The organism is Nocardia bovistercoris, assembly GCF_015674855.1.
Taxonomy (GTDB): domain Bacteria; phylum Actinomycetota; class Actinomycetes; order Mycobacteriales; family Mycobacteriaceae; genus Nocardia; species Nocardia bovistercoris.
The window spans coordinates 380,749-398,975 of sequence record NZ_JADMLG010000006.1 but is presented as its reverse complement, the minus strand read 5'-3'; the positions used below and the strand labels follow the sequence as shown (position 1 = coordinate 398,975).

At 68.3% G+C, this 18,227-nt stretch carries 16 protein-coding genes; 6 read left to right on the top strand and 10 right to left on the bottom strand.

The genetic code is table 11. The features are described 5' to 3' along the window. The first annotated feature begins 56 nt into the window (after positions 1-56). The 3 genes from IT779_RS17395 to IT779_RS17385 are packed head-to-tail and all read left to right on the top strand — an operon-like array spanning position 57 to position 3,518. Entirely contained in the window at positions 57-1,217 is a 1,161-nt protein-coding gene (locus IT779_RS17395) for a hypothetical protein (RefSeq protein WP_198428590.1), read from the top strand. Further along, positions 1,214-2,794 carry a substrate-binding and vWA domain-containing protein gene (locus tag IT779_RS17390; RefSeq protein WP_196150356.1) on the top strand — a complete coding sequence of 527 codons (1,581 nt, stop codon included), beginning with the start codon at positions 1,214-1,216 and terminating at the stop codon, positions 2,792-2,794. Before IT779_RS17395 ends, IT779_RS17390 begins: the two co-directional genes overlap by 4 nt. After that, complete coding sequence (locus IT779_RS17385; RefSeq protein ID WP_196150355.1) at positions 2,781-3,518, top strand: hypothetical protein; 738 nt, start codon at positions 2,781-2,783, stop codon at positions 3,516-3,518. The genes IT779_RS17390 and IT779_RS17385 overlap by 14 nt, the downstream gene beginning before the upstream one ends. Here the strand turns inward: IT779_RS17385 and IT779_RS17380 are convergent. From IT779_RS17380 to IT779_RS17365, 4 genes are all read right to left on the bottom strand, one after another. Beyond that, a complete protein-coding gene (locus IT779_RS17380; RefSeq protein WP_196150354.1) occupies positions 3,487-4,452 on the bottom strand; it encodes an LLM class flavin-dependent oxidoreductase in 966 nt (321 codons plus the stop codon). The genes IT779_RS17385 and IT779_RS17380 overlap by 32 nt on opposite strands. Before the next feature lie 393 nt (positions 4,453-4,845). After that, on the bottom strand, positions 4,846-6,249 hold the full coding sequence (locus IT779_RS17375) for an amidohydrolase family protein (RefSeq protein WP_196150353.1): 1,404 nt from the start codon (positions 6,247-6,249) through the stop codon (positions 4,846-4,848). Between the two features lie 367 nt (positions 6,250-6,616). Next, positions 6,617-7,855 carry a CoA transferase gene (locus tag IT779_RS17370; RefSeq protein ID WP_196150352.1) on the bottom strand — a complete coding sequence of 413 codons (1,239 nt, stop codon included), beginning with the start codon at positions 7,853-7,855 and terminating at the stop codon, positions 6,617-6,619. A gap of 373 nt (positions 7,856-8,228) precedes the next feature. Then, positions 8,229-8,828 (bottom strand): TetR/AcrR family transcriptional regulator, encoded by a 600-nt coding sequence (locus IT779_RS17365; RefSeq protein ID WP_196150351.1) that lies wholly within the window; start codon positions 8,826-8,828, stop codon positions 8,229-8,231. A gap of 145 nt (positions 8,829-8,973) precedes the next feature. On the opposite strand from IT779_RS17365, the gene IT779_RS17360 reads away from it, so the two are divergent. Then, positions 8,974-9,771 carry an SDR family NAD(P)-dependent oxidoreductase gene (locus tag IT779_RS17360; RefSeq protein WP_196150350.1) on the top strand — a complete coding sequence of 266 codons (798 nt, stop codon included), beginning with the start codon at positions 8,974-8,976 and terminating at the stop codon, positions 9,769-9,771. Positions 9,772-9,967: 196 nt separating this feature from the next. Here IT779_RS17360 and IT779_RS17355 read toward each other — a convergent pair whose 3' ends face one another. The 6 genes from IT779_RS17355 to IT779_RS17330 form a co-directional block, all read right to left on the bottom strand. Beyond that, positions 9,968-11,122 carry a phosphotransferase family protein gene (locus tag IT779_RS17355; RefSeq protein WP_196150349.1) on the bottom strand — a complete coding sequence of 385 codons (1,155 nt, stop codon included), beginning with the start codon at positions 11,120-11,122 and terminating at the stop codon, positions 9,968-9,970. Between the two features lie 40 nt (positions 11,123-11,162). Then, the gene (locus IT779_RS17350; protein WP_196150348.1) at positions 11,163-11,600 is read right to left on the bottom strand and encodes a hypothetical protein; all 438 of its coding nucleotides are present in this window, start codon (positions 11,598-11,600) and stop codon (positions 11,163-11,165) included. A 33-nt stretch (positions 11,601-11,633) separates the two neighbouring features. Beyond that, positions 11,634-12,365 (bottom strand): hypothetical protein, encoded by a 732-nt coding sequence (locus IT779_RS17345; protein ID WP_196150347.1) that lies wholly within the window; start codon positions 12,363-12,365, stop codon positions 11,634-11,636. Between the two features lie 126 nt (positions 12,366-12,491). Next, the gene (locus tag IT779_RS17340) at positions 12,492-13,310 is read right to left on the bottom strand and encodes an AAA family ATPase (RefSeq protein ID WP_196150346.1); all 819 of its coding nucleotides are present in this window, start codon (positions 13,308-13,310) and stop codon (positions 12,492-12,494) included. Next, positions 13,307-14,836, bottom strand: coding sequence for a nitric oxide reductase activation protein NorD (locus IT779_RS17335; protein ID WP_196150345.1), 1,530 nt, complete (start codon positions 14,834-14,836; stop codon positions 13,307-13,309). Before IT779_RS17335 ends, IT779_RS17340 begins: the two co-directional genes overlap by 4 nt. A 172-nt stretch (positions 14,837-15,008) precedes the next feature. Then, on the bottom strand, positions 15,009-15,644 hold the full coding sequence (locus IT779_RS17330) for a TetR family transcriptional regulator (RefSeq protein WP_196150344.1): 636 nt from the start codon (positions 15,642-15,644) through the stop codon (positions 15,009-15,011). A gap of 896 nt (positions 15,645-16,540) precedes the next feature. On the opposite strand from IT779_RS17330, the gene IT779_RS17325 reads away from it, so the two are divergent. Together IT779_RS17325 and IT779_RS17320 are read left to right on the top strand one after the other, a co-directional pair. Then, positions 16,541-17,368 carry an MlaE family ABC transporter permease gene (locus IT779_RS17325; RefSeq protein WP_196150429.1) on the top strand — a complete coding sequence of 276 codons (828 nt, stop codon included), beginning with the start codon at positions 16,541-16,543 and terminating at the stop codon, positions 17,366-17,368. Then, complete coding sequence (locus tag IT779_RS17320; protein WP_196150343.1) at positions 17,369-18,223, top strand: ABC transporter permease; 855 nt, start codon at positions 17,369-17,371, stop codon at positions 18,221-18,223. It begins immediately after the preceding gene. Positions 18,224-18,227: the final 4 nt, after the last annotated feature.

The following is an 18,227-nucleotide window of genomic DNA, read 5'->3' as shown; positions in this document are numbered from 1 at the left end:
CGCGTATCCTGAGCGCGGATCACTTGTCGAATGGTGAAACCGCCAGGGGGAGAATCGTGGCCGCCGAGCCGCTCTTGCGTATCACACCGTCCGCTGTTCGTTTTCGTCCCGTACCGCTTCTGACTCTGCTGCTGGTCGTGCTGATCGGCGTCGCGGTCGCGGTGGTGTTCCGTCCGGCCGAACCGCCGATCGTCATCCGCGGCAAGATGGGCTCGAAGGTCGACTTCTTCCGCGACCAAGAGGTGCAGAAGATCCTCCTGCGCAACCGTTTCGACGTGCGCGTCGACGACAGCGGCTCACGCGACGTGGCCGTGCACGATATCGAAAGCTACGATTTCGTCTTCCCGTCCGGCCAGCCCGCCGCCGACCTGATCATGGCCGAGCGCCAGGACAACAAGAAGGACGTGCAGAGCTACCTGCTCTTCAGCAGTCCGATCGTGCTCGCCACCTATCGCCCGTACGCGCAGGCGCTGAGCGCGGCGGGCGTGGCCGAGCCGGTGCCGCGCGGCGCCGCCGAGACGCTGTACTACCGGGTCGATATCGGCAAATTCGTCGAACTCACCGAGCAGGGCACCAGCTGGGACCAGATCGACATTCGCCGATACGGGCCGGGCAGCAGCAATGTGGTGCTCGCGCACACTCCCGATGTGTGCGCGTCGAATTCGGGCGGCACGTATCAGGCCATGGTCGCCTACGCCAAGTACGGGCAGCGGTTCACGACGTCGAACGAGAAGCAGGTGATCGAGTTCGCCGAGACGCCGAGACGAATCTACGAAGCCCAGGGCGCGCCGACGGCCGACCGCATGCCCTATTACCTATCCGCCGAGGGCAAGTCGATCGCGCCCGTCGTCGTGATCTACGAACACCAATATCTCGCCTATCAATTGTCGCGACCGCCGGGAAGGCCGGACCGGGAGCGGGTTCTGCTGTATCCGAGAGCGCATTTCGAGACCCAACCTCGACTACTCGCGCTCAACGACAAAGGAAGGAAGCTCGCGCAGTTCCTGCAGACCGATCCCGAAGTGCGCAGAAGGGCTGTGCAGCTGGGTTTTCGAATGCTGGACCGGAATCCGGGGACGGTCAGCTCACAACTGAACGAACTGCTCGTCGGTCGCGGCCTCGACGTGCCCGCCGCCGACGACGGCACCTACGTGAGCCTGCCGAGGTTCGACGTGTTCGACAAGTTCATCGTCGAGGTGGGCGGATGCCCCCGATGAAGTGGTCCAGTGTCGGAAAGTTCGTCGGTATCGTCCTGTGCGCTCTCCTCGTGCCTGCCACCGCGTGCGACACCGAGTCGCCGCCGCACGTCACCCTGCGGGTGCTCGCCTCCTCCGAACTCGCGGATATGCGACCGCTGCTCGACCACCTGCGCCGCGACACCGGCATCGAACTCGTGATGGACTACCGCGGCACGATCGAGGCCACCGATGCCATGGAACCGGGGCGATACCAGCACGACGTGGCGTGGTTGTCGACGAGCCGCTACTTCGAGATGACGGCGAAGCAGCGCGGATACACCGGCGAACTGCCGCTCACGCGCCGGTTCATGTTCTCGCCGTTGGCGATCGGCGTCAAACCCGAGGTCGCCGATGGGATCGAGAACGCCGTGCGGGATCGGCAGGTCTCCTGGGCCGATCTGGCCGACCGGTCGGCCATGGGCATGCTGCGGTACGCGATGGCGGATCCGGCGCGTTCGGCGGGCGGGCTGGCCGCGCTGATCGGCGTCGCCACGGCGGCGGCCGGAACCGGCGGCCCATTGCGGGAGGCCGACATCAGCTGTGACAGACTGCGCGGCTTCCTGCTCGGGCGCACGCTGTCCGCCGACACCTCCCAGGCACTGGCCGCCGCCTACACCGCCGACCAGAACGCGGCGGACGCACTGATCGACTACGAGTCCGTGCTGCTGTCCATGAACGCGAGCGGGACGCTGCGCGAACCGTTGCGGATCGTGTACCCCCGCGACGGCATCATTCTCGCCGACTACCCGATGATGTTGCTCGACCGCGGCAAGCGGGACGCCTTCGAGACCGTCGTCACCTGGTTCGAATCCGAACGCGCGCAACGTGAGATCATGGAGAAGACTTCGCGCAGGCCGCTGACCCGGCCGTATCGCGATTCCCGGTTTCCCGACTTCGGCACCAACACGCTGTACTTCCCCGACCGCAGGGAAACGATCGACCGCCTCATCGCCGACTACTCGAATCCACGCACGCACATCCCGACCCACGTCATCTTCGCGCTGGACTTCTCCGCTTCGATGAGCGGGCCGCGGATGGCCGAGCTCCGCGCCACGTTCGCGGGTCTGCGTGGCGCCGATCCGTCGACGGCGGGAAAGTTCGTGCGTTTGTACCGGGGCGAGGAACTCACCATCATGCGTTTCGGCGGCCGGGTACTGGACGAGCGCGAGTTCCGCATTGCCGGACAATCGGATCTCGACGCCATCGGCGACTACCTCGCCGTCGACAGCTTCGACGAGACCACGGGGGTGTGGTCGGCGCTGGATGCCGCCTACGAGAAGGTGGCCGCCCTGCTGCGGGATCGCGGCGAGCGGGCGGTCACCATCGTGGTGATGACCGATGGCGAGAACAACACCGGAATCGGCGTCGCGGACTTCCTGCGCGCATACGGCGAGCGGGCGCCCGAGGTCAGGGCCGTGCACACCTACACCGTCCGGTTCGGCGATGCCGGACCCGACGAACTGGACCGGGTGGCGCGGGCCACCGGCGGACGCATGGTCGACGCGACCGCGATGTCCTTGTCCGAGGCGTTCGAGGAGATTCGTGGCTGTCGATAGCGAGATCTACTGGAGCATGCTCGCCCTCTGCGGAGTCGGCCTCGTGGTCGCCGCGGTGTGGTGCGTCCTCGATTGGCGCCGGGGCGCGGGCGATCCGACCGGCGACCACGACCACGGCCACGAGGTGCTGATGTACCTGAACGGGGCCGTCGTGATGGATCTCCTGCAATACCGAGGCGGGGTGGCGCTGAAGAGGTTGGTTGAGCACTACAGCCGCGACTCCGCGGAGGGCAGGCTCGAGGTCGGGCACGGACCGGTGGGCGTCGGCGGCGGTAAGCTCCGCGACCGCGAGGTGCGCCAGAGTTACGAGGTCGACGAGAAACCGATCACCGCGATCCGCGAGGTCGTCCAGAAATTGGAGGAGGCGGACGCCATCGTCTACGCGGATCTCGAGGAGGGCACAGTGCGCGCGCACCGGACCCTGTCCGCATACAGGGCGCGGCGTGTGAAACTCAGCGGGAGCCGGATGTTCGTGTCGATAGCGGGCCCCTTCGAGGAATACAAGGAGAACGACGGGTCCGACCAGGAATTTCTGCGTCTGCGCGTACCGTATCCCGACGGCGATGGTCACATCCGGGTGAAGATCGCGCGCACGGAGCTGCGCGAGCCCGCAGGTGTGCCGGAGGGTGCCGGATCGTTCCCTGCTCGCGTACTGGGCAAGGTCGAAGGATGGGACGAGCGGGAGGGCGTGCTCAAGATGTGGGCATTGGCGATGTTTCGCTGACCGGCGGCCCGAAGGCGCTGATCACCTTCGTCGACAGCAGTTCGAGGGTGTTGTCGGAGGCGCGGTCGTGGGTGAAGAGGACGACCTGTCCGATGCCGAGGGAGCGCAGGTGCTCCAGGCGGTCCACGATCATCGGGGCGGTGCCGACGAGACCGCCTGCCGCGAGCCCGTAACCCGGTGCCCCGAAATGTCTTTCGGCCCTGCGGCGGACCTCGGGCAGGGCGGACTCGTCGGGGGACAGGGCCATGACGGCCTGTACGGACAGGGTGATGCTCGCCCGGTCGCGCCCGATGCGCGCGCAGTGTTCGTCGAGCGCGGACAGGTGGTACTCGAGATCGCCGAGCGCGTAGGTGGGGATGTTCCAGATGTCGGCGTAGCGGGCGACCAGCGGAAGCGTGTGCTTCTCCCCGACGCCGCCGATCACGATCGGCGGGCGTGGCTTGATCGGCGGCACGATCGGCACCTCGCGCAGGGTGTAATGCGTGCCCGCGACATCGATCGGCGAACCCGAGGTCGCGCGGAACAGGATCTCCAAGGTCTCGGCGAGGCGTTCGGAACGCTCGGCGAAAGTGCCCCACGCCAGGCCGGTCCGCAGGTGTTCCTCCTCGATCGAACCGCTGCCGAGACCGAGCAGGAACCGGCCCGGCGCGACCTGCATCAGGGTGGACACCATCTTCGCCAGCAACGCCGGATGCCGGAACTGGTTGCACAGCACCAGATGTCCGACCCGCAGGCGTTCGGTGCGGCTGAGCAGGGCCGTGGCCAAGGTCCACGCTTCCAGCGAGGGCACTTCGTCGGCGCCGGGACCGTAGAGATGGTCGTAGAGCCATAGCGAGCCGATCCCGAGGTCCTCGCAGCGTTGCGCGCGGTGCAGCAGTTCCGGATACGTGAAGCCGATCTGCGGGAGGTAGACGCCGATGTCGAAATCGCTCATGGTTCAGCTCATTTCGTGTGGTCGCGCGGGATGGTGCCGGGGGTGTCGGTCCGACGGAGAAGTGCGGGAATCGCGCTGCGGGGCGGGGCGTTCGGGCGACCCGGCGTCGAGGTGGCGGTGCGTGCGCACATAGGGATCGACGGTACCCATCGGTGACACCGGGCGGAAGGCCGAGACGAGGGGAGGTCGATGTTCCGTGCTGGACGTGCTGGACGTGGGACGTGCTGGATGTGCCGTTCGGTCCGACTGCTGTGCCGAGTGATGTCTCGCGGCGTCGGGTTCGACAGCTGCGCCAGGTCTGCGGTCGGGCGCTGGACGACGGAGTTCGCCGATGACGTGACCGTACGGAACTGTGGCGGAACATCGGCGTGGCGTGGCGTTCTCGGTCGGTGTCTAGCGGGTGATCGACCTGCCGTGGATCACTGTCGTGTGCACGAAGTCGGCCGACGGTGCGCGCAGCGCTTCTCCGAGGGGGGCGTGCAGCAGGACGAGGTCGGCTCGCGCGCCGGGGCGCAGGTGGATCGGGGCGCCGCCCGGATCGTCAGGTGGGGTGAGGTAGCCTGCCAATGCCTGTGCGGGAGTGAGTCGTTCGGCGGGGTTCAGGGGCGCGCCGGATTCGGTGGTTCGGGTCGTGGCGGCCACGAGGACGGTCCAGGGGTCGAGTGGGCCGTAGGGTGCGTCGCTGGACAGGGCGAGTGGCACGTTCGCTTCCACCAGGGTGCGGCAGCGGTAGAGGTCGGGCAGATCGTCGGTGTCGACGTGGGCGCGGTAGTAGTCGCCGCGGTCGGCGAGGAAACCGGGCTGGGTGACGACGCGCAGGCCGTGGCGGTGCAGGTCGGCGATGACGTCGGCGGGGATCAGGGCGCCGTGTTCCACGCGGTCGCCGGGTCGGTCGCCTGCGACGTCCAGAGCGGCCAGCAGTAGCAGTAGGGCTTCGCGGCTGACGCAGTGCACGGCGACCGCGCGACCCGCGTCGTGGGCGAGGCGGATCCGGTCGACCAGGTCATCGAAGGCGAGCAGCCCGGAATCGGCGAGGACGATCTTGTACGGGCCGACGCCGATGCGGTCGGGGAAATCCGTGCGCGCGTCGAGGGGGACGCCGAGGAGGTGGAGGTGTTGCGGGAGGTCGCCGTCGGTGTGTGCCGAGGTCAGGGCGGACAGCGAGGTCGGCGACAGGTCGGGGGTCGCATCGGTGACGCCGGTGATGCCGTAGGCGGCGAGCGTGGCGCCGAGCGTGGCGAGTCGCGGTGCGGCGGTGCCGGGCAGGCGTTCGCGTAACCAGTTGTCCGCGCGCCAGATTCGGCCGGTGGGTGTGCCGTCGGTGGCGCGTTCCACGCCGGGATGGGTGGCGGTGGCGAGACCGGCGGCGGTCAGCGCGGCGGTGTTGAGAACCCAGAGTGCGCCGCTGCGGTGCTGAACGCGCACCGGTCGGCGGTCGTGCACGGCATCCAATGCGGCGGCGTCGAGGTCGCCCGCGACGGTGTCGATATAGCCGACGCCGCGAACCCAGCCGTGTTCGTCGCCCGGTGCGGCGGCGAGCGCGGCCGCGAGTTCCGCGCGACCCCGGACGGCGGGCGGTCCGCACCGTACCGAGGCCGCGTCGGCGGCTGCGGCGTGCAGGTGCAGGTGGTGGTCGTGCAGGCCGGGAAGGAGCGCCCCGCCGCGCGCGTCGATCACGTCGTCGGCGGTATCGGTCGACAGCGCCCGCCCGATTCGCTCGATGCGACCGTCACACACCCGCAGGTCGAGTCCCGCGGTGCCGTCGATTTCCGCGTCGCGGATCAACAGGACAGTCATGACGTACGGGTCCGAAGCGAGTTCCGCTGCCGCGTCGAGGCCGCGAGTGAGGCGTGGCCGGAATCGAAGGGCAGCTCGCCGTCGGCGCGCGAATGGACAGCACCCGGGGAACCCTGGATCCGCTCGGCTCGGCCGCGGCGGTCTGTCGCGAGTCGCACGTGCGAGCGTCGAGCTCCGTTGTGCGGCAGGGGATCGTGGTGCACGCTCCCGTAGCGTCGGGTGGCGGGAAGTATGTCGATCTCGGTTGGCTGTCGACGCGGGATTCGCGGGCGGTCGCCGAGATGCGAAGGGTTTCCGAGGTTGGCCGCGATCACGCCGTGTCGTGTGCGGACGGGTGCTGTTGATCCGGCGGGGCGCGGCAGGACTCTCATGGCACCGGAATTCGCAGGGAGCGGAGTACGTGCTCGGTGTCCGCGCCGGATTCCGGGGCGGAACCCGCCGGTGTGCGCGCTGTCGGTGCGGCGACCGGAATCGGGCCGATCGCGGTGTCGAGCGACCAGGAGTCGCCGTGTCGACGGACGAGGGGCGCCGGTTCGGGGGTGAGTGTGCGCGCGACGACTTCGGTCATGGAGATGTCCCACAGCATGCCGCCCGAGGTTCGCGACATGGCGAGGGCGGCGGCGGTGAGGCCGGTGAGCGGGTCGGCGATGGCGTCGCCGACGAACAGCGGTGCGCCGGTTTCGTCGTGGGCGATCAGGCCCGCGGCGGCGGCGATGTCGTCGCCGAATCCGATGCGGTTCGAGGCGCGTCCGGCCGCGGTGATCGAGATCCAGGTCGTGCCGCGCGCGGCCGCCGCCTCGGCGTCGAGGCCGAATCCGGCGAGTGCGCGCGGTCGCGATGCCTCGATGACGATGTCCGCGGCGTCGACCAGTGCCGCGATGGCCCGCCGATCGGCGGTGTCGCGCGGATCGAGGACGACCGATTCGTGGCCGTGGTGCAGCAGCGCGTAGAAGGCGGGATTGCCGAGTCGGGCTCCGTCGGGCCGCTGCGGCGTCTCGACCTTGACCACCCGCGCCCCCGCGAGTCCGAGCAGATGCGCGCACAGTGGACCCGCCCACAACGCGCTGAAATCCACCACGAGCAGACCTTCGACCGATCGCGGAAGCGAGATCGGGACTTCGGGCGCCGTCGCGCGCTCCGAAGACACCGGCCACGCCGCGATCCCGAGCAGTTCCGCGCGTTCGGCGAGTTCCCGACCGTCGTGCACACGCACCCACTCGGCAACCGCGGGCCAGGGGTCCCCCGCATCGAGATCGTCACCGATCATCGCCCCGAGTAGCGGCGGATCGTCGGGTCGCGCACACGACACGGCGACCCACCCGTCCGCGCTGCGCAACAACCGGCACGCACCCCCCGCCGAAACCGCCCCCCGCCTGCGCAGACCGTCGAAGGCGGCGCGCTCGCCGAGCAACCGCGCACCGTCCACATCGACACCCGCACAGGTCGCCATCCACGAACTCAACTCCCGCGCACGAGTCGCCCCCCGACCCGGCGGCGCCACCACCGACCCATCCGCGTGACCGGTCAACGCCACGATGCCGCTCTCGGCCCAGTCCACCGTGACGCGTTCGGGCGATGAGCCGGTCGAAACTGTCACGGGACGCATCGCTCGATCCTAGAACCTCGCGATTCCCCAGCGGGTGTGTCCTGACGAGCGCGGATGGTGCGGCGACGCTGTCCAGCCGGCAGGCGAATCGTGATGTCGTGGCGCGCGTTGCTCTGGAAACTTGCCTTGTCCGAGTCGGAGGTGTTTTTGCGGTGCCGTTCCCGCCCGATATCGCACAGCGGTTGGTCAGTACTCCCGAGCACATGACCGCGCGAGTAGGTGTCGAGCCGCCGCCCGCGGAGCCCGTGGTGCTCGCCGCCTATGGTGCGAACCGGCCTCGGCTGTTCGTGGAGCAGGCTACGACCTTGCCGAGAACCCGGTCATCGATCGGATCCACCGGCGTGCCTTCGAGAGCGGGGTGTGGCCGGGTGGTTCAGGTGTCGGGGACGAGGTGGGGAGCTCTGGCGGCCAGGTAGTCGTCGACGAAGCGGGTGCAGGCGGTGCGGTCCACCGAGCCGATGCCGACCAGGACGACGAAGACTATGGGGCCGAGCAGGCGGGAGATCACCAGCGAGGCTTCTTCGTCGGTGACCGGGCGGGTGGCGCGGGCGCCGGTGAGGAGTTCGTCGAACGGTTCGACGCAGTTGCGGAGGAAGCGACGGCGCAGGGAGTCGCGGACGGCGCGGGAGTTGTCGTTGTCGTCGGCGAGCCAGGCGAGGGTGGTCAGGTAGGTGGGGGAGTCGCGGATGGCGGCGGCGTACTGGGTGAGCAGTTCGATGAGGCGTTCGCGCACGGTGCCTTCGGCGGGGGGACGCGGCGGCGCGGGCAGCATGCGTTCGAGGGTGGCGGTGCGCAGCTGGTCCACGTCGTGGAAGTGCCGGTAGAGGGTGGTGCGCGCGACCGTGGAGCGGCGGGTGACGGCTTCGACGGTGACCGCGCTCATGCCGCCGGAGCGCATCAGCGATTCCGCGGCGTCGAGCAGGCGGGTGCGGGAGCGTTCCTTGCGCGGGTCGGCGCCGTCGGCGGCGGTCATCGACCACCGTCGCGTGCGCGTGCTGCGCCGAGCTGCGGAGGAAGGACTACCGTCATAATTACAGTATTCTATACCGTAGGTATGAGCGGCGCGGCTGTTCCGCGCGCCGACGAACAGCGGATCTCGACGGTGAGGCGGTAGCGGTATGGATTTGGGATTGCGTGACGCGGCGACGGTGGTGGTCGGCGGAAGTCGCGGCATGGGTCTGGCCACGGCGCGCTGCCTGGCCGAGGAGGGCGCGCGGGTCGCGGTGGTCGGACGCAACCGCGAGGACGTCGAACGCGCCGCCGCCGACCTGGCCGAACGCGGCAGCCCCGACGCCGTCGGCCTGGTCGCCGACGCGTGCGACACCGCGCGGGTGCGCGAGGTGTTCGACGAACTGGGCGCGCGCTGGGACGGCAAGCTGAACGCACTGGTCAATACGCTCGGGCCGAATGTGCAAGGCACCGTGGAGGATCTGACCGACGCGCAGTGGCACGAGGCGATCGACCACGGCGCGCTCTCGCTCGTGCACACCTGCAAGGCCGCGCTGCCGCTGCTGCGCGCCGCCGAGTGGGGCCGCATCGTGAACTTCTCGGCGCATTCCACCCAGCGCCAGACCGTGTCCCTGGTGGCCTACACGGCCGCGAAAGCCATGGTCACCAGCGTGTCCAAGAATCTGTCGCTGCTGCTGGCCAAGGAGGAGATCCTGGTGAACGTGGTCTCGCCGGGCACCTTCGTGACCCCCGCCCTGACCGACTGGGCGCGCTCGGTCGGCGTCGACAGCGACGATCCCTACGGCCTGATGGAGGCCATCGGCACCCACTTCGGTCACCCGGCGCAGATGCCGAGGGCCGGTCTGCCCGAGGAGATCGGGCCGGTCGCCGCCTTCCTGGCCTCACGCCGCAATTCCTATATGACCGGCGCCAATGTCAACGTGGACGGCGGTTCGGACTTCACCTGAGCTGGTCGAGGTCTCGAGTCCGCCGCCATTTCGGCCGGCGACCGCTTCGTCGGTCCGGGCCGTCTCGGTCGCGTTCATCGAGTTCGACATCAACGACATCCGTATCGATCGGTGCGCGCCGGACGCCCGGCGCTCGTAGCGGACCGTGCTCGCCTGGTTCGGCCACCCGACCGAACCAGGCGTTTCGGACGAGATTTCAGCGGGCGTTCACGAGTTCGGTGAGCACGGCGAAACTGTCGTGCGCGGTGACGCTCGCGACGGTGCGCTGCACCCCGACCCGCGACACCGCGAGCGGCTGCATCCGGTCACCGGCTTCGGCGGTGCACACGGCGGCGAGGAAGAACTCGGTGAGCGCGGCGCGGTAGAGGGCCCACTGGCGTTCCCCGTCTACTTCGATCCCCGCGTCGGCGAGTCGGGTTGTGTAGCGCCGCACCAGGTCTCGTTCGATCGTGCGCAGCAGTTCCGGCTCGACCGAGGCGCTGGCGAAGTAGGCGACGTCCCTGATGCCGACGCCGGCGGCGGCGATCTGCCAGTCCAGGAATCCGGGTGCGCCCGCCTCGAAGAAGAGATTGCCCAGATGCGGGTCGCCGTGGATCAGGGTCTGCGGCTGGGCGGCCCAGAAGGCGTCGATGTCGGCGCTGCGTTCGTAGAACATCCGGCAGTCGCGTTTGACCTGCTCGGGTATGAGATCGGCGGTGTGGCCGGTGATCTGGGCGAGGAACCGGCGGCGAATGATGTCGCCGATCCTGATCTCGGTGGCCGACCGCTCGGCGAGTGGGCGCAGGTCGCCCGCGAAACGGGCGCTCGCCCAGAATTGCGCGTGCAGAGCGGCGAGCGCGTCGATCACCGCCTCGGCCTCGGCGCGGGTCACCGAATCGATGACGGTACGGAATTCGGCTGTCGCCGATAGGTCTTCGAGGACGAGGATGCTGCGCCGCCCGCTGCGGTCGACCTCGGCGACGTGGCAGCGCGGCACCCGCACCGGCGGATTCTCCCCGAGCGCGCGGTAGGCGAGCACCTCCTTGACGCCGAGCCGGAAGATATTCATCAGGACGTGCTGAAGGTAGTTGCGCGGCACCAGTTTCAGGAACAGGTGCTCGGGAAGGTCGGCTTCGGATTTCACCGCGACGCGGGCGCGCGCGGCGGTTCCGGAATCGTGCTCGACCACCCGCACCGCGCCGATGCTGCCCGCGGGCAGTCCGAGCGCGCCCGCCAGCCACGGCGCGGTGACGCCGTCGACGTGCAGCGGAATGTCCGTGCGCGCGGGCCCGACCCGGTCGATGCCGGCGCGGATGGCCTCCCGCACGGCGGTTCCGATGCCGAGCGCGGTGGTGAGAGCTTGCGGAGTCACAGCCGACCTTTCGTCGAGAGCAGCTGGGAGGGAACGATTGCTATCGCTGTCCCGACTGCTGTGCCTCCTGTCGGGCGAGCCGTTCCTCCCGGATCCGTACGAACTCACGGAATCCAACGCGATCGTACTTCGGCTTGGGTTGGACGCCCCATTCGTCGCGCGCGGTGTCCTGGCCCGCCGCTTCGGGTTTGCCGCCGTAGGGCGGACCGCTCAGCGGGTAGGGGTGTTGGCATTCGAGGGTGTCGTCGGAGTAGCGGTGTTTCATCATCTCGCTGCATATCTCGGTGAGCGACAAGGTCGGCCAGCCGTACCAGATGGCGAGTGCGGGCACGGTGAACGCGCCCTCGATGACCAGCGCGAACAGACACACGAAGATGCCGCGCTTGAGCCATTTGTGCATATTCGCGAAGGCGGGGGTGGTGCCGAGCGGGAGTTCGGCGTCGGGGGTCTTCTCGGTCGGGGTGGGTGATGTGCTCATGACGGTGCTCCTGGAGCGGGAGTTCGGGGACGTTCAGTCGGAGAAGATCTCGCGGTTGACGGTGTGCAGATAGGGAATCGCCAGGAAGGGCGTGATGTAGAAGATGTCGTACAACCACCAGCCGACCACCGGCAGGACGGTGCCGTCGAAGCGGATGTCGGCGTACATGGTCATATTGGTGACGTAGCCGACCCAGATGACCACGCCGAACCAGCACGTGACGACCAGCCACTGGTGGCCCCACCGCTTCATCTGCAGGAATGCGATGGCCGCCGCGCAGCGCATCGGGAACACCACGAAGATCAGCGCGACCTCCCAGCCCTTCTCGCCGGGTGCGGCCGAGCCGCCGATCCAGAGTTCGTTGTAGTGCCAGTAGTAGCCGTTGTCGAAGAAGTTGCCCCAGCCCGCGAAGAACACGCGGTTGATGAGGGTGTGGCTGGCGAACAGGTCGAGCACCCAGCCGATGCTGTTGAGGAAGGCGTCCAGCAGCACCAGGTAGCCGATCAGGGTGACGATGATCGGCCGGACCGAGAGTCCGTCCTTCTGTGCCTTGCGCTGCAACATGACACCGCGCAGGAACAGCGGGAGGCCGAAGACGCCGAGCACGTAGGTGCCCATCAGCAGCGTGCCCGCGATCAGCCAGTAGTCGGCGCGGCGCTGCGCTTCGCGGCTGAGCCGGTCGTGTTCGTCGAAGCTGACCGACGGTGTCGCGGCGGCGCCGGTGGTCTCGGCCGGTTTGCGCAGGCCGAAGGTGGGGAGGTTCATGGGCGGGCTCCTACCAGTCCCGGGTGAAGTACATGTTCAGCTGGATGAGAAACATCATGAGCAGAAAGCCGTAGATGGCGATCTGGAAGACGATGAGCGCGCGTTTGCGCCTGCGGTCCTGGTCGTTCACGGTGTCTCCCGAGTGGTTCGTGTTGCGGGGTCCGCTGCGCCGCGCAGGTGCGCGGCCGCGATCTGTTCCAGTCCGGCGCCGATCGCGCCGTCACTGCTCAGCGGTGCGAGCACGCAGGCGCGGGCCGCTTCCAGTTCGCCCGCGCCCGCCGCGACGAGCCGGGCGGCGGCGACCAGCACGCGCGTGGACGGCGGCTCGAAGTGGAAGACGGCGTCGGCCTCGCGAATGCTGGTGGCGCAGTTGACCAGTCGCCGCGCCACCGCGGCATCGACGCCGGTTTCGGCCACGATCACCTCGGCTTCGCGGTCGGGGGCGAGGTAGTCCATGGCGACGGTGACGAAGCGCTGCCGGAAGGATGGCTTCAGTTCCTTGAGCGAACTGCGGTAGGCCGGGTTGTAGGAGCAGACGAGCATGAACGAATCGGGCGCCCGCACCACCTCGTCGGCGCGGTCGAGGTAGAGGGTGCGCCGGTGGTCGGTGAGCGAGTGCAGGATCGCCAGCGAATCGTGGCGCGCCTCGACGACCTCGTCCAGATAGCAGATGGCCCCGGATTTCACGGCCCTGGTGAGCGGGCCGTCGAGCCACACCACGTCGCCGCCGGACACCATGAACCGGCCGACCAGATCGGAGCTGGTCAGGTCGTCGTGACAGCTGATGGTCACCACCGGGCGTCCGAGCAACTGCCCCATGTGCTCGACCAGCCTGGTCTTGCCGCACCCGGTCGGCCCGGTGAGCATCACCGGCATGTGTTGGTGGAAGGCCCATTCGAACAGTCGCACCTCGGTGCCGCTGGAGAAATACAGATCGTCGGTCATGCGGATACCAGCTCTCGGTGGATGTGGGCGAGGGTGCGGGGAAGTTCCTCGACGCGGTGGATGCGGCGGGACCGGCGGGCGCCGAAGACCTCGGGTAGCGGATCGACGCGGGTCGGACCGACGCCGAGGTAGTAGACGAGCACGCCCGCCTCCTCGGCCTCCTCGAGCGCGTGCGCGACATCGGCCCACGCGTAGCGGCCCTCGTAGCCTTCGTCGGACATCAGGCCGTCGCCGATCACGATGAGCAGTCGCCGCTCGGAAGGCTGGTCGAGCAGTCGGCGGGTCAGGTGCCGCAGCGGCGCGCCGAGGCGGGTGTAGCCGCCGGTGCGCAGACCGAGGCCGCCGGGGTCGACGAAGTAGCGGTCGTCGAAGTCCTTCAGGCATTCGACTTCGACCCGGTGCCTGGTGTTGCCGGTGAAGACGAAGATGCCGTGGCGTTCCCGCGCCGCGTTCATGGCCCGAGACAGCGCGTCCGCGCAGTCGAGTTCGAGTCGGAAGATCTGCCCACCGTGCACTCCGAGCGAGGAACTGCCGTCGAGGAGTACGGCGGTGGTGACGTCGCGGGTGCTCGGCAGCAGATCGCGGAAGACGCGCGGCTCGTCGGCCGACCCCGCCGTCAGGTCGACGAAATGGCGGACGTAGCGGTCGATGTCGATATCGGAGCCGTCGTCGAGGCCGGTGCGCATCGCGCGGTGCGTGCGCTCCTCGAACCAGCGTCGGATATCGGGGGAGACCGGCGCGACCGGGCGACCCAGCGTGGGGTGGCGGCGCTCGAGCACCGCGACGTGGTCGACCAGGAATTTGTCGGTCCACATGTTCCACTCCGGATACGGCACGCCCGCGCGCTGGTCGGGCCGGATCTCGATCTCTTCGTCCTCCGGTCGGCTCGGTGGCGGCAGGTTCGGATTCTTGGCGCCGCCGTCGCCGCCGACCGGGACCGACCAGACCTTGTATGCGTCGGTGCGCGCGGAGGTCCACGGCATGCGACCGTAGGCGCGGCGCATCGCGGCCGCGATGGCGCCACGCGGCGGCGCGGCCAGCGGCAGCCGCCCGAGCAGGGGATGTCCGGTCAGTTCGTGCCTGGTCCGCGCCAGGTCGACGGCGCGGTCGAGCATTTCCTCGCCGTCCAGGTCGTGGTCGGCGATCTCGAGTCGGGGCATGGCGCGCCGGATCTCGGGCAGTAGTCCGGGTAGTCGGTCGGCGATCCATCCGGCGGCCACCGCGCCCTCGACCAGCGACAGCGCGCCGAGTTGGCGCGGCGAGAGCTCGTGCAGGGCGTAGCGGGCGATGCGGTCCTTGGATGGTGCGCACTGCAAGGCGACGCCGCAGGTCAGGGTGGTGGTGGTCCAGTTCGGCGCGGGTGCGGGGTAGGGGACGTGCACGACCGTGCGCGCGGGATTCAGTCCGAATCCGCGCCGTTCCCCGGTGACCAGGCGGACCCCGGTTCGGCGCTGTTCCGAGAACGCCACGGCCGTGAGCGCGCAGCTGCGCTCGACCGACAGCGCGTGTCCTTCGCTACCGGACACGGCGTGCTCCTTGCGATCCTCGTCGATCGCGTGTGCGGGCGGCCATGGGTCAGAAGGTGCCGATGTTGCGCATTACCCAGTACCAGAAACCGATGATCGCGAGGACCCCGCCCCAGGCCGCGGCGAGTCGGATGATGTCGATGAGCATGGGGTGTCTCCCTATCCTGTCGGGTCACCGACGACGGGTGTCGGTCGGGCTTCGGCGCGGCTCGAGGCTGCGCAGCACGGTGGTGAGGTAGCTGTCGAGTGCCATGTCGCGCAGCGGTTGTGCGCCGGTGGTCGTGGTGAGCACGGCGTAGAGGCCGAGCAGGAAGAACACCGCGCTGTGGTAAGGGTCGACCGCGATCTCGGCTTCGCCCGCGGCGTGCGCGTGTTCGATGATGCCGACCACGAGCACGATGACGCGGTGTTCGCGCCATTCGTCGGTCAGCGGTCGGGTGGGCGAGAAGTGCACGGCCAGAAGGTCTTTGAACAGCAGGGTGCCGAGCCGCTGTTCCATCTCGACGATCAGCCGGATCGTGGCGCCCAGCGCGGTCGCCAGATCGCGTGGAACGCTGAGGAATCGCGCGAGGTCCTCGGCGATGCGGGCTTCCTCGCGCGCCTCGAGTTCGAGCAGGACGTGTTCCTTGGTGGGGAAATGGAAGTAGAAGGTGCCGCGTGCGACGCCCGCGGCGGCGGCGACGGCGCCGAGATCGGCGTCGGTGGCTCCGGTCCGCGCGAATTCGGCGATCGCCGCGTCGAGCACGCGTTTGCGTGTCTCGAGGCGTTGGGCTTCGCGCCCTCGTGGACCTACCCGTGTATCGCTCATGACTCGATTCCGGAGACTATCACTGACTTGAGTCAGTGAGTGTGGATACGGCGGAACCGCGCTGGTCGGCGCTGGATGGCGGCGAGGGTTCGGCCGGTTGTTGCCGTCGCGGATACCGTGACCGCTTCGGTAGGGATCATGCTGACAGATGTCATTGAATTTCGTCAATAGAATCGCGTGGATCCGCTTCGGGGGCGCGGGATTCGCCTGCGCCTGGGATTCGTTCGATTCAGCAGGTGGCGGGGTGTGCGGTGTTGTCGACCGCAAGTGCCCCGGATCGCCGCGGTCTACGCGCACCCCTGTCGCGTACGGGTAATCCAGTCGATCTGGTGCTGGTAACTGTAACGCATACAGTATAGTTGCTCACGCAGGTGCCGACGACGGGTCGGCGTGGTGCCCGAGTGGCGGAGCGGGCGCCGGTCGGGGGTTTGTCGGCGGCCGACGGCACGGTCGCGAGAGTGTCAGTGGACGAAGGTAGGTCGTAGTGATGAGAGTCGATCGACAGCAGGTGGTGCGGTGCACGCGCCTTCGGAGCTGTGCCCGTGATCGTGGCGGATCGGCGATCGGGGGCCTGTCCGCCTGACGGGGGCGCGATTCAATAAATTCAATTCAATACTTTTTATTCGGCGATTACGAATTCTCGTCGCCGTCGACATCGAATACTCGTCCATTGTGGAACGGGGAATTCGCCGTGCCTTTTTTGCGAGTGCTGGAAATGGATTGCGGTAATTCTCTGAATTCTATTGACGGCGCCCTGTTATGGCCCGCACACTCTTGGACGGGAAATTGTGCCCGGTGCTACTGGAATGGAGACGCGCAGGCCGATGACGAACGCTTTCGGTCCGGCGGCCGACAAACGCCATGAAGGGCTCGCGCGGCGCCCCGCGCAACCGGGAATGCGTGCCTCGCGCGAAGTCGCGACCTGGTTTCGCGGATATCTCGAGCGGCATCCCGCGGTCGCGTTGGAAACGGTCGGCGGTCAGTTCGTGCTCGGTGTGCGCACGGTGCAATACCTGATCATCGATCTGCTCACCGGGCGGCTCGCGTTCCGGGAGATGCTGTCCCAGGGCGCGTTCATGGCCTCGGCGGCGGTGCTGCCGACCATCTTCGTCGCGCTGCCGATCGGGGTCACGCTCTCGATCCAGTTCGGCCTGCTCGCCGGACAGGTCGGCGCGACCTCGCTGGCGGGCGCGGCCAGCGGCCTCGCCGTCATCCGACAGGGCGCGCCCATGGTCGCGGCGCTGCTCATGGCATCGGCGGTCGGCTCGGCCATCTGCGCCGACCTCGGCTCCCGCAAGATCCGCGAGGAACTCGACGCCATGGAGATCATGGGCGTCTCGGTGATCCGGCGCCTCGTCGTGCCCCGCTTCGCGGCCGCGATCGTCATCGGCGTCTCGTTGACCGGTGTGGTGTGCTTCGTCGGATTCGTCGCGGGTTATGTCTTCAACGTCTTCGCCCAGGGCGGCGCGCCGGGCAGTTTCGTCGCCACCTTCGCTTCCTTCGCCACCGTCGGCGATCTGGTGCTGACCCTGATCAAGGCGGTGGTCTACGGCGCCATCGTCGCGGTGGTCGCCTGCCAGAAGGGGCTCACCACCAAAGGCGGCCCGGCGGGCGTGGCGAACTCGGTGAATTCGACGGTGGTCTCCTCGATCCTGTTGCTGATGATCGTCAACGTCCTGTTCACCCAGTTGTTCATGATGCTGTTTCCGCGGCAGGGGCTGTAAATGGCGGCGCCGTATCGCCCGATGGGCACCGCAGCGATAGTCCGATATTCGAGGCCGGTCGGTGTCGCGTTCATGCGGCTCGGGCACATGTTCACATTCTTCGTGCGCGCGCTCGTCGCCATTCCGGCGATGTTGCGACACTATCGCACGGAATTCATGCGGACCCTCTCCGATATCGCGTGGGGAAATGGTTCGATCGTCGTCGGCGGCGGCACCGCGGGCGTCATCATCGTGCTCGGCGCGGCGGGCGGCGCGATTGTCGGGTTGGAGGGTTACAACGCGCTGCACCTGCTCGGCATGGAACCCGCGATCGGACTCATCGCCTCGACCGCCTCGACCCGGGAATTGGCGCCGATCATGGCCTCGCTGGCCTTCGCCGCGCAGGCGGGCTGCCGATTCACCGCGCAACTGGGCGCGATGGGCATCTCCGAGGAGATCGACGCCATGGAATCCATGGCGATCCGGTCGATCCCGTACCTGGTCAGCACCAAACTGCTGGCCTCGGTGGTCGCGATCATCCCGCTGTATCTGGTGTGCCTCGCGGTGAACTACCTGGCCGTCGAACTGGTGGTCGGGGCGTCGGGCGGGCTGTCGGTCGGCACCTACCACCACTACTTCCAACTCGTCCTGAACGGGCCCGACATCGTCTACTCGCTGATCAAGGCGATCGTCTTCGTCGTGCTCACCACCACCATCCAGTGCTACTACGGGTTCTACGCCGCGGGCGGGCCGCAGGGCGTCGGCATCGCGGCGGGCCGCGCCATGCGCGCCGCGATCTCGGTGATGATCGTCGTCAATCTGCTGCTGACCATTGCCCTGTGGGGCATCGGCGCCAGCGCGCGGCTGGGAGGGTGAGCCG

Bases quoted from the DNA above. Each gene is read 5' to 3' on its own strand.
- IT779_RS17340 (WP_196150346.1), bottom strand. From the start codon at position 13,310: ATGACCGACGATCTGTATTTCTCCAGCGGCACCGAGGTGCGACTGTTC.
- IT779_RS17375 (WP_196150353.1), bottom strand. From the start codon at position 6,249: ATGACTGTCCTGTTGATCCGCGACGCGGAAATCGACGGCACCGCGGGA.
- IT779_RS17330 (WP_196150344.1), bottom strand. From the start codon at position 15,644: ATGAGCGATACACGGGTAGGTCCACGAGGGCGCGAAGCCCAACGCCTC.
- IT779_RS17380 (WP_196150354.1), bottom strand. From the start codon at position 4,452: ATGAGCGATTTCGACATCGGCGTCTACCTCCCGCAGATCGGCTTCACG.
- IT779_RS17365 (WP_196150351.1), bottom strand. From the start codon at position 8,828: ATGACCGCCGCCGACGGCGCCGACCCGCGCAAGGAACGCTCCCGCACC.
- IT779_RS17370 (WP_196150352.1), bottom strand. From the start codon at position 7,855: ATGCGTCCCGTGACAGTTTCGACCGGCTCATCGCCCGAACGCGTCACG.
- IT779_RS17345 (WP_196150347.1), bottom strand. From the start codon at position 12,365: ATGAACCTCCCCACCTTCGGCCTGCGCAAACCGGCCGAGACCACCGGC.
- IT779_RS17325 (WP_196150429.1), top strand. From the start codon at position 16,541: ATGCGTGCCTCGCGCGAAGTCGCGACCTGGTTTCGCGGATATCTCGAG.
- IT779_RS17390 (WP_196150356.1), top strand. From the start codon at position 1,214: ATGAAGTGGTCCAGTGTCGGAAAGTTCGTCGGTATCGTCCTGTGCGCT.
- IT779_RS17350 (WP_196150348.1), bottom strand. From the start codon at position 11,600: ATGAGCACATCACCCACCCCGACCGAGAAGACCCCCGACGCCGAACTC.
- IT779_RS17320 (WP_196150343.1), top strand. From the start codon at position 17,369: ATGGCGGCGCCGTATCGCCCGATGGGCACCGCAGCGATAGTCCGATAT.
- IT779_RS17360 (WP_196150350.1), top strand. From the start codon at position 8,974: ATGGATTTGGGATTGCGTGACGCGGCGACGGTGGTGGTCGGCGGAAGT.